Source organism: Variovorax sp. PBL-H6 (assembly GCF_901827155.1).
Taxonomy (GTDB): Bacteria; Pseudomonadota; Gammaproteobacteria; order Burkholderiales; family Burkholderiaceae_C; genus Variovorax.
Map to the genome: position 1 here is coordinate 1806523 of NZ_LR594659.1, position 14536 is coordinate 1821058.

Below are 14536 nucleotides of genomic sequence, written 5' to 3' on the forward strand. Positions count from 1 at the left end.
CTCCTACATGGGTATCTCGACGTGCACCGATGTGCCCCCGCCAGTGCCGCGCCTCACGCTGGCCATGCCGCCAAGGGCATTGGCCCGTTCGGAGATCGAGCGCGGCAGGAATTCGATCGACTGCGTGCCGTCGGCCTCGTTCTCGATCTCCACGCTGAGCAGGCCGTCCGCGCAGGCCAGCTTGACCGCGCCGCAGTGCGCGAGCGTGTGCTTGCAGATGTTGTTCAGGCCCTCGCGGACGATCTGCAGAATCTCCGCCGCCATGCGGTCGTTCACCTTGAGATCGCCGTCCACGGAGACCGCGATGTCGATGCCGTAGAAGTCGCGCACCTGTGCCACCTGCTGCCGCAGCAGCGTCGGCACCGACAGCTCCGACCGGTCCAGCCCGTTGCGCACCGCCCCCGCATACCGGCGCAGGTCGCCGATGACGTGGGCCGCCATGTCCTGCAGCTTGTCGAGGTCCTCCAGCAGCGGGTTGTCCGCGGCGGCCTTGTTGCGCAGCGCACTGAGGCCCATCTTCAGGCCGATGTAGGGCTGGACGGCCGTGTCGTGCAGGTCCAGCGCGATCTTCTGCCGCTCCTGCATTGCCGCGTCGGAGGCCATGCGGTCGAGCAGCTCGATGTTCTCGACCACGGGGAACGCCTGCGCGACCACGTGCCCGAGGAACAGCGCATCGGGCCGGTGGAACACACCGTGCCGGGACAGGACGTACAGGCGGCCCTCGCTCTTGCGCAGCCTGACCGGTACGCTGATGAAGGACTTGGCATCGAGCAGCTCGGCCAGCCCCTCGAATGCGGGATGGGTTTCGGTCGTCCATCGCCCCTTCTCGCCGTCGTAGGTGGATGCGCCAGCGACGCCGGGCATGCGGAACCAACGCGCGCGGTGATAGATCGCTGCGCGGCAAGGCGCGAGCGCCATCAGCAATGCGGCCAGTTCCGGCGCGACCCGTTCGGCCTGGGGCGAGCGATGGACATCGCCCTGCCGGATGGTGCGCAATGAGCAGGCGCCGGACTCCTTGTCGCGCACGACCAGCAGGCAGCCGCTGCTCTCCAGGAAGAAGCGCTGGATCTTTTCGAGAATGCCGGTGACGGTGTGGTCGACGCCGAAGCGCGGGTTCGACAGGCGGGTGACGGCGCGCAGCAATGCCAGCCGCCGCTTGAGCTCCACCTTGGAGCGGCCCCAATAGATGATCATGTAGCCGAGCGCCAGGATGAAGGTCGAGCGCAGCAGCAGCCGCGGAAGATCCTGCTCGGTGGCCGAAGGCATGACGCAGACCGCGAAAAGGGCGATCGAAGCCAGCGTCACCCGGGCGCCTTCCTCGAAACCCCAGCGGAAGGAGGAGGTCAGGATGCCGAAGAAGAAGAACAGGAAGAAGGCGCTGTGGACGCCGCCCGTCATGTGCACGATCAGGGCGCACCAGCCGATGTCCAGCCAATGGATCACCCGGCTTTGCGACAGCGGCGCCTCCAGCTCCGAATAGACATACACCACCAGGCTGTGCAGGATGTAGCCGCAGAAGAGCAGCCAGGTCGAGCCTCCTACGCCTCCCAGGCTGCTTGGGTCGACGAACACCGCGAGCAGCGCGGAAACGGAGAGCACGAGCCGCATCCGCGCCACCATGCGGGCGTCGCCGGGCTCCGCCGCGAGGCTCGCATCGATCTCCGGCTTTCGCTCCAGCCCCCAAGCTTGCATCTGTTGTCCTCCTGGCGTCCGCCCACTTTGCATGTGGCATGTGAATTGTTCACAGGTTACTACTTTGGTAAGCAGATGTAGGTGGTGTTGCCCCGGGGGTGGTGAGCCTTTTGTGTGAAAAAAATCACGAAGCGAGCCCGGGGGGCTCAGCGTCGATGAAACCCGCCGATCAGCGTGACGAGCTCGCGGAACATCGCCGAGCCCCGGGAGCCTGCGAGGTCCAGTACATGGCTGCGGCTGTAGTACGGACTCAGGTCCAGCCCCACGCCGACGCCTGCGATGCCGATGCGGCCGGCCTGCTCGTGTCGCGCCACCACGTCCTGCAGGTGGTGGTCGAGGTAGTGGACGTCGTTGGCCAGCTGGGTGGCGCTGTCCATCGGCGAGCCATCGGTCAGGACGAGCAGCAGCTTGCGCTCCTCGACGCGCGCGTGGAGGCGCTCGCAGGCCCAGTCCACCGCCTCGCCATCGCAGCCTTCGCGGAACAGGTCGGGCTTGAGCAGGGCGGCGATCGCCGGGCGCGCGCGGCGCCAGGGCGTGGCGGCGTCCTTGAAGACGAGGTGGCAGCGCTCGTTGAGGCGGCCCGGGTGCGTCGGCCGGCCGGCTCGCAGCCAGTCGCGCCGGGCTCGCCCGCCGTTCCACGCGCCGGTGGTGAAGCCGAGGACCTCGCTGGCCACGCCCGCCTGCTCCAGCGCGCGGGCCATCACGTCGACCAGCATTGCCACCGACTCGGCATGGGCCTTCATCGAGCCCGAGCAGTCGATCAGGAAACCGACCACGCAATCGGCTGCAGGCTCCAGGCGCTCGGTGCGGAACAGCCGCCGCTCGGTGGGCGAGGCCACCAGCTGTGCCAGGCGGCGTCCGTCGATGCGGCCTTCCTCCTGCGCGCCGTCCCAGCCTTCGCGCTGGGGCTCGGCCAGCAGGGCGCGCAGTTCGCGTGCAAGGCGGGCGATGTTGATCCCTTGCGCGGCGATGCGGCGATCCAGCGCATCGCGCAGCTGAACGAGCAGTTCCCGGCGCACCAGCGAGGCAGCCTCGTGCTCGCGGTCGTAGTCCGTGGTGAAGACGCGGTAGGCAACGCCTTCGCCCTCCAGCAGCGTGCTGCGGCCCGAATCGGCGGTGGTGAATGCATCGACGATCTCGCGGTCCATGTCGGCAATCAGGCTGAAGACATTGCGCTTGTCGTCGGGCTCGGCGTCGCTGTCTTCCTCTTCTTGCTCGCCTTCGCCCGCGGCATGCAGCATCGTCGCCACCGTGCGTGCGATCGCGCGGGCGTGTACCGCATAGCCAGCCTGGTCGGCGCGCTCGCGTCGCAGGCCTGCGAGTGCATGGCCGATCAGCGGCGAGAGTGCGAAGCGGGTCGCCTCGAGCATGTCCTCGGTTTCCTCCACCACCTGCTGGCCGCTGACGCGCGCGCGGCAGATCTGCGCGACCGCATACAGCAGCAGGCCGCGCGCGGTATCGGTCAGGCCGGAGTGGTGAAAGGACAGGGACCACTGTTCATGGCGATGCCGCAGGTTGCGCCGCATGCCGGGCATGGCCTCGGGCGCCAGCGATTCCACGCGGAACTGCTCCAGCATCTCGAACAGCATGCGCTCGACAGGTTCCTCGGGGCGCAAGCGTTCGTGCAGGGCGGCGTCCGATGCGCTGAGACGCAGCGCCAGGCCATCCGCCGTGCCGCGGAAGGAAGCGAAGTCGTCGTGGTCGGGGGAAGGGTGCAGGTGCGGTGCGTACCAGGGCAGGGGCTGGCGGCCGCGGTGCAGGCGCTGGCCGCGGAAATGCAGGTCGGGCTCGCCGCTGTAGGCGCGGATGAAGGCGGCGCAGAGCTCGTCGATCTGCTGCGCATGCCGCAACTGTTTCTGTGTATCGCTCACGGCACTCTCTCATTTCTTCAGCATGCCAAATGCAGCATGCGGCGCAGTTCGGGGAACACCGCGGAACCGGCTTTGCCGGGCCGCTGGTGTTGTCCCCGGCGAGGGGGTGGGCGGCTACACGAAGTGAGCCAACCTGGGGGAGAGCGTCATTCCTCTTTCAGCTCCAGATCGAAACACCGCTGAAAATACTCCGCCACCAGCGCCCGCTCAGCCTCGTCGCACTTGTTCACGAAGGAGAGCCGAAAAGCCAGCGCCGGGTCCCGAAAGATCTCCACGTTCTCGGCCCAGGTGATCACGGTGCGCGGCGACATCAGCGTCGACAGGTCGCCCGCCGCGAAGCCCTTGCGCGTGAGATCGGCGACCGCGACCATCGCGCGCACCATCGCGTGCCCGGCCTCGTTCTTCATCGAGGGCACGCGCGCCTGCACGATCGCGATCTCTTCTTCCGCAGGCAGGTAGTCCAGCGATGCCACGATGTTCCAGCGATCGATCTGCGCATGGTTGAGCCGCTGCGCGCCGTGGTAAAGCCCGTTGAGGTTGCCGAGGCCCACCGTGTTGGCCGTAGCGAACAGGCGAAAGGAGGGATGCGGCTGCAGCACCCGGTTCTGGTCCATCAGCGTGAACTTGCCGCCCTGCTCCAGGATGCGCTGGATCACGAACATCACGTCAGGCCGGCCCGCGTCGTACTCGTCGAAGATCAACGCAACGGGCCGCTGCAGCGCCCAGGGCACGATGCCTTCCTGGAACTCCGTCACCTGCTGCCCGTCGCGCAGCACGACCGCGTCCTTGCCCACCAGGTCGAGACGACTGATATGGCCGTCGAGGTTGAGCCGCACGCACGGCCAGTTCAGCCGCGCCGCCACCTGCTCGATGTGGGTGGACTTGCCGGTGCCGTGCAGGCCCTGCACCATCACGCGCCGGTCGCGCATGAAGCCGGCCAGGATGGCGAGCGTCACGTCGGGGTTGAAGCGGTAGACGGCGTCGACTTCGGGCACGTGGTCGTCGCGCTCCGCGAAGGCCGGAGCCATCAGGTCGCTGTCGATGCCGAAGACTTCGCGCACGCTCAGCAGGCGCTCGGGCTTGAGGGAGGCGATGTCGGTCATTTCACTTCTCCAATTCCGGGAACACCATGGAACCGGCCTCGCCAAGCCGTCGGTGGTGCGCCCGGTGAGGGGGTTGGCGGCCCCGCAAAGTGGGCAAGCCGAAGGGTGAGCTCATGCCTGGGCGCGCGCGTCGGCCTCGGTGTCTGCGTCGATGCGCGACAGGGCAAGAGCCGCTCGCTGCAATGCGGGCAGCAGCTTCTTCGCCTTTTCCATGTCCATGCGCATCACCGGTGCCTGCACCGCGATGCACAGGTTCGAAGGCCCGTTCTCGCTCGGCACCAGCGCCGCGATGCACAGCAGGCCGGGCAGGAACTCCTCGTTGTCGAAGGCGCACCCGTCCTTGCGCACCCGCTGGACCTCGCGCTCCAGCGCGTCCAGGTCGGTCAGCGTCCTGGGCGTGTAGGCCTCCAGCGGCGCGTGAGCCAGCAGGCGCCGGCGCTGTGCCGGGCTCATCTGTGCGAGGAAGACCTTGCCGCTGGCCGAACAGTGCACCGGCACCCGCGAGCCCGGGTGCAGGTAGAAGCGCAGCGGCGCCGCGGTTTCGACCCGGTCGAGGTAGACCACTTCGCTGCCGGAAAGCGCTGTGAGGTTGCAGCTCTCGCCGATCTCCTCCACCAGCTGGCGCAGCACGGTGTGGCGCGCGCCGTGGTGGCTGTCGTTCAACAGCAGGTTCTCGGCCAGCCGCCGCAGCCGCGTGCCGATGCCATAGAGGCGGCTGTCGCCCTCGCGCTGCAGCAGCCCCGCGCTCTCCATCTGCTGGAGCATGCGGTGCAGCGTGGGCTTGGGCAGGCCGGTGGCTTCGACCAGATCCTGGAGCGCGTAGCGCTGGTCCTTCGCGGCGATCACCTCCAGCAATGCGAACAGGCGCATGGTGGGCGTGTCGCCGTTGAGCTCGGCGGGCTCGGGTTTCAAACCATTGACGACTTTCATGGGCCGGATCATAGTCGTTTCAACAAAAAACGGGACAACGAGTACCGATTTTTGGAATTTTGTTTGACGCAAGCCGGGCAGCGTCCTATATTCCGCCAACACGATTTCCGGAACCATCGGTTCCAACTTTCGAGAAACCCTGCGCTCTTCCCCGACCCCCAAGGAGACCTTCCATGACCAAGCAACCCCCCGCCACGCCCGCCCGCGCCGCTGTCACAGGCGTGCAGAAGATGACGCCTTCCGAGGCCTTCGTCGAAACCATGGTCGCCAACGGCGTGACTGACATGTTCGGCATCATGGGCTCGGCCTTCATGGATGCAATGGACATCTTTGCACCCGCGGGCATCCGCCTGATTCCGGTGGTGCACGAGCAGGGTGCCGGCCACATGGCTGACGGCTACGCGCGCGTCTCCGGCCGGCATGGCGTGGTGATCGGCCAGAACGGCCCCGGCATCAGCAACTGCGTGACTGCCGTCGCGGCGGCCTACTGGGCGCACAGCCCGGTGGTGATCGTCACGCCCGAAACCGGCACCATGGGCATGGGCCTGGGTGGCTTCCAGGAAGCCAATCAGTTGCCGATGTTCCAGGAATTCACCAAGTACCAGGGCCATGTGAACAACCCCAAGCGCATGGCCGAGTACACGGCGCGCTGCTTCGATCGCGCGATCTCCGAGATGGGCCCGACCCAGCTCAACATCCCGCGCGACTACTTCTACGGCGAGGTCGAGTGCGAGATTCCCAAGCCCATGCGCGTGGAACGCGGCTCGGGCGGCGAGAACAGCCTGGCCGCCGCGGTCGAGCTGCTGGCGACCGCCAAGTTCCCGGTCATCCTCTCGGGTGGCGGCGTCGTGATGGGCGACGCGGTCGAGGAATGCAAGGCACTGGCCGAGCGCCTGGGCGCGCCGGTGGCCAACGGCTACCTGCGCAACGACTCCTTCCCCGCCAGCCATCCGCTGTGGGCCGGCCCGCTCGGCTACCAGGGCAGCAAGGCCGCGATGAAGCTGATCGCGCAGGCCGACGTGGTGCTCGCGCTCGGCTCGCGCATGGGCCCTTTCGGCACGCTGCCGCAGCATGGGATGGACTACTGGCCCAAGCAGGCCAAGATCATCCAGGTCGAAGCCGACCACACCAACCTGGGCCTCGTGAAGAAGATCACCGTCGGCATCCACGGCGATGCCAAGGCCGTCGCCAAGGCGCTGCTCGGGCGACTGGCAGACCGCACGCTTGCCTGCGATGCCACCAAGGCCGAGCGCGCCGCCAAGATCAAGGAAGAGAAGGCCGCGTGGGAGAAAGAGCTCGACGGCTGGACCCATGAGCGCGACCCCTACAGCCTCGACATGATCCAGGAGGCCGAGAAGGAAGGCGGCAACTGGCTGCATCCGCGCCAGGTGCTGCGCGAGCTCGAGAAGGCCATGCCGCCGCGCGCCATGGTCTCCACGGACATCGGCAACATCAACGCCGTGGCCAACAGCTACCTGCGCTTCGAGGAGCCACGCAGTTTCTTCGCGCCGATGAGCTTCGGCAACTGCGGCTACTCGCTGCCCACCATGATCGGCGCCAAGCTGGCGGCGCCCGACCGCCCGGCCATCGCCTACGCGGGCGACGGCGCCTGGGGCATGAGCATGGTCGAGATCATGACTTCCGTGCGCCACGACATCCCGGTGACGGCGGTGGTCTTCCACAACCGCCAGTGGGGCGCGGAGAAGAAGAACCAGGTCGACTTCTACAACCGCCGCTTCGTCGCCGGCGAGCTGGAGAGCGAGAGCTTCGCGGGCATCGCCAAGGCGATGGGCGCCGAGGGCATCGTGGTCGACAAGCTGGAGGACGTGGGCCCCGCGCTCAAGAAGGCGGTCGACATGCAGATGAACCAGGGCAAGACCACGGTGATCGAGGTGATGTGCACGCGCGAGCTGGGCGACCCGTTCCGTCGCGACGCGCTCGCCAAGCCGATCCGCCTGCTCGACAAGTACAAGGACTTCACCTGACTCTGTCTGGAACCTCATGAATCAAGCGCTTCTGCGGGCAGTGAGCGAGACCACGATGCATCCGCGGCTCGACGCCCTGGTCAACCAGGCGCGCGAGCGGGCGAGGGCGGGGCGGGTGCGCGTCGGGCTGGTTTACCCCTGCGACGCTGCGGCGCTCGATGCGGCCGCGCGCATGCGCGACGCGGAGCTCGCGCATCCCGTATTGATAGGTCCTCGCGAGGACATCCTGCGCGCGGCGGGCGCGGCCGCGATCGACGCCGACGATTTCGAGATCATCGACTGCAGCGACACCGCTGCCGAGAGCGCGCGCCGCGCTGTCGCCATGGCGCGCCGGGGGGAGGTGGCCGCGCTCATGAAAGGCTCGCTGCACACCGACGAGCTGATGTCCGCCGTGGTCGACAAGACCACCGGCCTGCGCGGCGAGACGCGCATCAGCCATCTCTTCCTGTTCGACCTGCCGCGCTACCCCAAGTTGCTGGGCCTGGCCGATTGCGTGGTCAACATCGCGCCTTCGCTGGACGCCAAGCGCGACATCCTCGGCAACGCCATTGCGCTGCTGCACAAGCTTGGCATCGCCGAGCCCAAGGTCGGCATCGTGGCCGCGGTGGAGACGGTGAACCCGGCCATCCCGGCCACCGTCGATGCGCAGGCGCTGGTCGCGATGGCGCGCGCCGGCGCCTGGCCCGGCGCGATCGTCGAAGGGCCGTTCGGCTTCGACAACGCGATCTCGGCAGAGGCCGCACGCATCAAGAAGATCGACTCGCGCGTGGCCGGCGATGCAGACCTGCTGCTGGTGCCCGACCTCAATGCCGGCAACATGCTCTACAAGAGCTTCATCTATATCGGCGGCGGCGAATGCGCAGGGCTGGTGCTGGGAGCGCGCGTGCCGATCGTGCTGACCTCGCGTGCGGACTCGCTGTCTTCGCGCATTGCGTCGGTGGCGCTGGCGGTGCTGGGGGCTGCGCAAGATCCAGGCTGACGAGAGCATCCGAGTGCGATGTCCGATCCCTATCCCGCCGCGCCCTTGCAGAAGTCGATGAAGCCCTGCATCGTGCGCCCCGGCCGCCTCTCGCGGTGCAGCACGATCGACAGCGCACGCGAGTTCTTCGGCAGGGTGGTCTTCAGCTCCACCAGCGACCCATCGGCCAGCGCATCGGCCACCGCATAACGTGACATGCAGCCCACGCCCACGCCCGAGGCCACCACGCGCTTGATGGCGTGGCTGCTGCCCAGCTCGAACTCGATGTGCAGCGCGCCGACGCGCCGGCCCAGCCAGTCGTTGGTGGCCTCGCGCGTGCCGGAGCCTTCCTCGCGCAGCACCCATCCTGCCTCTGCCAGCTCGCGCACACCGGCCGTGCGTCCCGCCAGCGGGTGCGTCGGCGCGGCCACGATGACCATCTCGTCCCTGAGCCATCGGTGCACCGCAAGGTCGGGATGCGTCTGCCGGCCCTCGATGAAGCCCACGTCGGCGTCGAAGCCGACCACCGCAGAGATCACGTCGGTGCTGTTCCCGATGATCAGCCGCGCGCGCGCCTGCGGGTTCTCCTCTTTCCACCGCAGCACGATGCCGGGCAGCAGGTACTCGCCCGTGGTGAAGCTGGCCGCAACGCGCAGCGGCGTCTGCTGGTCGGTGAAGAACAGGGCCTGCAGCTCGGCTGCCTGGTCCACCAGCGAGACCGAGCGCGCCAGCAGCGCGCGGCCGTTCTCGTTGAGCACCAGGCGGCGACCGATGCGGTCGAACAGCTGGGTGCCGAGCGCGGCCTCCAGGTCGGCGAGCGCGGCGCTGGCAGCCGACTGCGAGCGCGCGACGCGGCCGGCCGCGGCGCGCGTCGAGCCTTCGCGCGCAGTGGCCGCGAAGACCTCGAGCTGGCGCAGGGTGAAGCGCAGGCGATGATCGGTTTTTTCGGTCATGGTGAACTGAATTACCTGCTTTCTTGTTCAGACGCCGAACCCTATCATGGGTAGAGAGAACCCCCACGACCAACAGACAACCGGAGCCGGCGCCTTGCTCAACTTTCTTTCGCGCGAGCCCATTCACGATCCGCTGGCGTCGCCGACGCCCACGGCCGACACCGAGGTCAAGACCACCACCTGCTACATGTGCGCTTGCCGCTGCGGCATTCGCGTGCACCTGCGCGACGGCGAGGTGCGCTATATCGACGGCAACCCCGACCATCCGCTGAACCAGGGCGTGATCTGCGCCAAGGGCGCCTCCGGGATCATGAAGCAGGTGTCGCCGGCGCGGCTCACGCAGCCGCTGCTGCGCAAGCCCGGCAGCGATCGCGGGGCAGGGGAGTTCGAGCCGATCAGCTGGGAGCGCGCCTTCGAGCTGCTGACCGAGCGCCTCTCGAAGATCCGCGCCACCGACCCGAAGAAGTTCGCGCTCTTCACCGGACGCGACCAGATGCAGGCGCTGACCGGCCTGTTCGCGCGCCAGTTCGGCACGCCCAATTACGCGGCGCACGGCGGCTTCTGCTCGGTCAACATGGCCGCCGGCATGATCTACACGGTGGGCGGCAGCTTCTGGGAATTCGGCGGCCCCGACCTCGATCGCGCCAAGCTCTTCGTGATGATCGGCACCGCGGAGGACCACCACAGCAACCCGATGAAGATCGCCATCGCCAAGTTCAAACGCAATGGCGGGCGCTTCATCTCGATCAACCCGGTGCGCACCGGCTACTCCGCCATTGCCGACGAATGGATTCCGATCAAGCCCGGCACCGACGGCGCGCTCTTCATGGCGCTGCTGCACGAGCTGATCGCGAACGATCTCGTGGACCACGCCTCGCTCAAGCGCTTTACCAACGCCCCGCAGCTGGTGGTGCTGGACGACTGCGAGCGCCAGGGCCTGTTCGCGTTCGACCCCGAACGCGGTCCGCCGGGCGACGGCCGCCACCCGCACAACAAGCTGGTGTGGGACAAGGCTTCGGGCAGCGTGAAGCCGGCATATCCGGAAGGTATCGCCGACGGCTGCGACCCGGCGCTCGAAGGCCACTACACCTTGGCTGACGGCACCCGCGTCGCGCCCTCGTTCCAGCTGCTGCGCGAGCGCGTGGCGAGCTGCACGCCCGAGTGGGCATCGGCCATCACCGGCATCGACCCCGAGCGCATCCGCAAGCTGGCGCGCGAGATGGGCGAGACGGCGCTGCAGCAGGCCTTCGAGCTGCCCATCCCCTGGACCGATGCCTGGGGCAAGAAGCATCCGACGACCCAGGCACGCCCCGTGGCCTTCCACGCAATGCGCGGGCTGGCCGCACATTCGAACGGCTTTCAGACCGTGCGTGCGCTCGCGGTGCTGATGAGCGTGCTGGGCACCATCGATGCCCCCGGCGGCTTCAGGCACAAGGCACCGTACCCGCGCCACATCGTCCCCAACTACCGCGCCTTCAATGCGCCGGAGATGATCCAGCCGAACACGCCCCTCAACGCGGCGCCGCTGGGCTTCCCCGCCAATCCTGACGAGCTGGCCATCAACCCGGACGGCTCGCCGATCCGCATCGACCACGCCTTCTCGTGGGAGCACCCGCTCTCGGCCCACGGGCTCATGCACAACGTGATCACCAACGCGGTGAAGGGCGACCCCTACCGCATCGACACGCTGCTGATCTTCATGGCCAACATGGCCTGGAACTCCAGCATGAACACGATGGCGGTGCGCGAGATGCTCAACCGCAAGGACGAGCAGGGCGAATACATGATCCCGTTCCTCGTCGTCTGCGATGCCTTCCAGAGCGAGACCGTGGCCTTTGCCGACCTGGTGCTGCCCGACACCACCTACCTCGAGCGGCACGACGTGATGAGCATGCTCGACCGGCCGATCTCCGAGTTCGATGGGCCGGTGGATTCGGTGCGCATTCCTGTCGTGCCGCCCACCGGCGAGTGCAAGCCCTTCCAGGAGGTGCTGATCGAACTGGCGTCGCGCATGAAGTTTCCGGCCTTCACCACGCCGGAAGGCGAGCGCAAGTTCACCGGCTACCCGGATTTCGTCGTCAACTTCCAGCCGCAGCCGGGCATCGGCTTCCTGATGGGTTGGCGCGGCAAGGACGGCGACCAGCACCTGCGCGGCGACCCGAATCCGAAGCAGTGGGAGGCCTACGCCCAGAACAACTGCGTGTTCCAGTACCACATGCCCGAGACGATGCATTACATGCGCAACTGGAACCGCGAGTACCTGGACTTCGCCAAGGACAAGGGCTGGCGCCAGAAGAACGACGTGGTGCAGCTCGCGCTGTATTCCGACACGCTGCAGAGCTTCCGCCTCGCGGCCCAGGGCAAGAGCGGGGGCCGCCAGCCGCCCGAGGCGCTGCGCGAGCGCATCGACACCTACTTCGATCCGTTGCCTTTCTGGTATCCGCCGCTCGAAGAGGCCGCCACCGAGCTGGAGGCCTATCCGCTCAATGCCATCACGCAGCGGCCGATGGCGATGTACCACTCCTGGGATTCGCAGAATGCGTGGCTTCGTCAGATCCACAGCCACAACTACCTGCATGTGAATCCGATGACCGCGAAAGCGGCCGGCATTGCCGACGGCGGCTGGTGCTGGGTCGAGAGCCAGTGGGGCAAGGTGCGTTGCATGCTGCGCTACAGCGAGGCCGTGGAGCCCGGCACCGTGTGGACCTGGAATGCCATCGGCAAGGCCGACGGCGCATGGCAGCTTGCACCCGGCGCCGACGAGGCACGCAAGGGCTTCCTGCTGAACCACCTGATCTCCGAGGAGCTGCCTTTCGCCGGGAAGACCATCAGCAACTCCGATCCGATCACCGGCCAAGCCGGCTGGTACGACGTGCGCGTGCGCATCCGGCCCGCTGAGCCGGAGGAACCGCACGAGAGCTTCCCGCAGATCGCCAGCGTCCCGGCGGCGCCGGGCGTCCTGGGGAAAGCCGCCAACGTGCTCACCTACTTTGCGGGAAGGAAAAGAAAATGATGCTGTGGCTGAAAGACCTGATTGCGTCCGCTGGGCAGCCGGCGCGCGAGCCCGCGCTTGCGGCGGCTGGCGGCGCTTGCGGCGAGGGCTGCGGTTGCGGCTCGACGGCAGCCTCCGCGGCTGTTCGGGAAGCGGAATCGGAGCCGCCCGTCGCGCAGCGCAGCGCTGCGCGACGCAGCGGGAACGACAGTGTGCGTGCCGAGCCCGGCGAGACGCTGGCCAAGCAGCTTGCGCTCGTCATCGACCTCAACGTCTGCGTCGGCTGCCACGCCTGCGTCACGTCCTGCAAGCAGTGGAACACCTCCGGCAGCGCCGGCCCCTTGGCCGACGAGAAGCCCTATGGCGCCGACCCCACCGGCACCTTCTTCAACCGCGTGCAGACCTACGAGGCCAACACTTTCCCGGGGACCGAGACCATCCACTTCCCCAAGAGCTGCCTGCATTGCGAGGACCCGCCGTGCGTGCCGGTGTGTCCCACCGGCGCCAGCTACAAGCGCAAGGAAGACGGCATCGTGCTGGTCGACTACGACAAGTGCATCGGCTGCAAGTACTGCGCGTGGGCCTGCCCCTACGGCGCGCGCGAGCTCGACGAGGAGCGCCAGGTCATGACCAAGTGCACGCTCTGCGTCGATCGCATCTATGACGAAAAGCTGCCGAAGGAAGACCGCAAGCCCGCCTGCGTGAAGGCCTGCCCCACCGGTGCGCGTCTCTTCGGCGACGTGAAGGACCCTGACTCCGAGGTCTCGAAAGCCATTCGCGAGCGCGGCGGCTATTCGCTGATGCCAGAGTGGGAGACCAACCCGGCCAACCAGTACCTGCCGCGGCGCGTGACCGACGAAGCGGGCGGCCCGACCAAGGTCCAGGCGAAACTGGGAGGCATGTCGTGAACCCGGCGTTCTCCGTCGTCGTCTTCACCACCATCGCCGGCGCCGCGCAGGGCCTGGTCGTCACGCTGGCGCTGGCCGTGTTGGCTGGCATGCAACTCGCGCCCGGCTTCCTCGGCCTGTCGCTGATCGTGGCCGAGGCGATGCTGCTGGTCGGGCTCGGCGCCTCCTTCGGCCATCTGGGCCGGCCCGAGCGTGCCTGGCGCGCCGTGCTGATGTGGCGCACCTCGTGGCTCTCGCGTGAGGTGATCGTGCTGCCCGCTTTCATCGCGGTGGTGGCGCTGTGGTGGCTGGCGCTGCGCAACGGCATCCATGCGCCATGGCTGCTGGTGGCCGCAATCGCCATTGCGGCCTTGCTCTGGTACTGCACCGCGATGATCTACGCCTGCCTGCGCTTCATCCAGGAATGGGCGCAGCCGCTGACGCTGGTCAACTTCACGCTGATCGGGCTGTCCTCGGGCCTCATCCTCGCCAGCGCACTGGCGGCATTGATGGGAGAGGCCGCGCTGCTGCGCGTGAGCGGACCCTGCGCGCTCGCCGTCACGCTTGCTGCGTGGGGCACGCGGACGATGTCGCTGCGCCGCAATGCCGCGCTGGTGCCGCGCTCGACGCTGCAGACGGCGACCGGCATCCGCGCGCCGAAGCTGGTGCAGAAGTCGATGGGAATGTCGGCCGGCTCCTTCAATACGCGCGAGTTCTTCCATGGCGCGAGCCGCGCTGCGTTGAAGCAGGTCAAGCTGGGCTTTCTGGTGCTGGGCTTCGCGTTGCCGGCGCTGCTGCTGCTGTGGGGCATCGCTTCGCACTCGACGCTCGCGTTCGTGCTGGCGTTGCTGGTGCAGGTGCCTGGGCTGGTGGCGGAGCGGTGGTTCTTTTTTGCGCAGGCGCGGCATCCGCAGAACTTGTATTACCAAGTCGTGTCCTGAGTGGGTGCGAAGAGACTGCCGGGCCGTTGCAAGTTGCTCACGCTCTAGCCCATCTTTGGCCTGGGCGGTGGCGTCGTAGCCCAGGGTATATCTCGCATTTGCTGAGAGAGCCTGCGTTCGATTTGCCGATGTCGGCCTGCAGTTGCTGGGTTCGCCTGATCTGCTCGTCCAGGCTGTCCATGAGCATGGAGCGCAGTCGGATCTTCGCGTCGGCGATTGCGTCG

General features: G+C 67.5%; 10 protein-coding genes. 5 read left to right on the forward strand and 5 right to left on the reverse strand.

Translation table 11 applies throughout. The features are described from left to right. Positions 1-3: 3 nt before the first annotated feature. From G3W89_RS08635 to G3W89_RS08650, 4 genes are all read right to left on the reverse strand, one after another. Positions 4-1692: a sensor histidine kinase gene (locus G3W89_RS08635; RefSeq protein WP_162573690.1), complete on the reverse strand. Its 1689-nt coding sequence runs from the start codon at positions 1690-1692 to the stop codon at positions 4-6. 146 nt (positions 1693-1838) lie between these two features. After that, on the reverse strand, positions 1839-3563 hold the full coding sequence (locus G3W89_RS08640) for a cobaltochelatase CobT-related protein (RefSeq protein ID WP_162573691.1): 1725 nt from the start codon (positions 3561-3563) through the stop codon (positions 1839-1841). 146 nt (positions 3564-3709) lie between these two features. Then, complete coding sequence (locus G3W89_RS08645; protein WP_162573692.1) at positions 3710-4666, reverse strand: AAA family ATPase; 957 nt, start codon at positions 4664-4666, stop codon at positions 3710-3712. Between the two features lie 111 nt (positions 4667-4777). Continuing rightward, complete coding sequence (locus tag G3W89_RS08650) at positions 4778-5608, reverse strand: IclR family transcriptional regulator (protein WP_162573693.1); 831 nt, start codon at positions 5606-5608, stop codon at positions 4778-4780. Between the two features lie 161 nt (positions 5609-5769). Here G3W89_RS08650 and xsc point away from each other — a divergent pair, with 161 nt between their 5' ends. Next, positions 5770-7581 (forward strand): sulfoacetaldehyde acetyltransferase, encoded by a 1812-nt coding sequence (xsc, locus tag G3W89_RS08655; protein ID WP_162573694.1) that lies wholly within the window; start codon positions 5770-5772, stop codon positions 7579-7581. A 16-nt stretch (positions 7582-7597) separates the two neighbouring features. Beyond that, the gene (locus tag G3W89_RS08660; RefSeq protein ID WP_162573695.1) at positions 7598-8560 is read left to right on the forward strand and encodes a bifunctional enoyl-CoA hydratase/phosphate acetyltransferase; all 963 of its coding nucleotides are present in this window, start codon (positions 7598-7600) and stop codon (positions 8558-8560) included. 29 nt (positions 8561-8589) lie between these two features. Here G3W89_RS08660 and G3W89_RS08665 read toward each other — a convergent pair whose 3' ends face one another. Continuing rightward, positions 8590-9492 carry a LysR family transcriptional regulator gene (locus G3W89_RS08665; protein WP_162573696.1) on the reverse strand — a complete coding sequence of 301 codons (903 nt, stop codon included), beginning with the start codon at positions 9490-9492 and terminating at the stop codon, positions 8590-8592. Positions 9493-9586: 94 nt separating this feature from the next. Between G3W89_RS08665 and G3W89_RS08670 the strand changes: the two genes are divergently transcribed. The 3 genes from G3W89_RS08670 (at position 9587) to G3W89_RS08680 (ending at position 14312) form a co-directional block, all read left to right on the forward strand. Then, a complete protein-coding gene (locus tag G3W89_RS08670) occupies positions 9587-12505 on the forward strand; it encodes a molybdopterin oxidoreductase family protein (RefSeq protein WP_162573697.1) in 2919 nt (972 codons plus the stop codon). Positions 12506-12696: 191 nt separating this feature from the next. Then, positions 12697-13392, forward strand: a complete 696-nt coding sequence (locus G3W89_RS08675; protein ID WP_197893600.1) for a 4Fe-4S dicluster domain-containing protein — start codon at positions 12697-12699, stop codon at positions 13390-13392. Continuing rightward, positions 13389-14312 (forward strand): dimethyl sulfoxide reductase anchor subunit family protein, encoded by a 924-nt coding sequence (locus G3W89_RS08680; protein ID WP_162573698.1) that lies wholly within the window; start codon positions 13389-13391, stop codon positions 14310-14312. The genes G3W89_RS08675 and G3W89_RS08680 overlap by 4 nt, the downstream gene beginning before the upstream one ends. Positions 14313-14536 lie beyond the last annotated feature (224 nt).

Coding starts and splice junctions, on each gene's coding strand:
- G3W89_RS08665 (WP_162573696.1), bottom strand. CDS start 9,492: ATGACCGAAAAAACCGATCATCGCCTGCGCTTCACCCTGCGCCAGCTC.
- G3W89_RS08635 (WP_162573690.1), bottom strand. CDS start 1,692: ATGCAAGCTTGGGGGCTGGAGCGAAAGCCGGAGATCGATGCGAGCCTC.
- G3W89_RS08660 (WP_162573695.1), top strand. CDS start 7,598: ATGAATCAAGCGCTTCTGCGGGCAGTGAGCGAGACCACGATGCATCCG.
- xsc (WP_162573694.1), top strand. CDS start 5,770: ATGACCAAGCAACCCCCCGCCACGCCCGCCCGCGCCGCTGTCACAGGC.
- G3W89_RS08645 (WP_162573692.1), bottom strand. CDS start 4,666: ATGACCGACATCGCCTCCCTCAAGCCCGAGCGCCTGCTGAGCGTGCGC.
- G3W89_RS08650 (WP_162573693.1), bottom strand. CDS start 5,608: ATGATCCGGCCCATGAAAGTCGTCAATGGTTTGAAACCCGAGCCCGCC.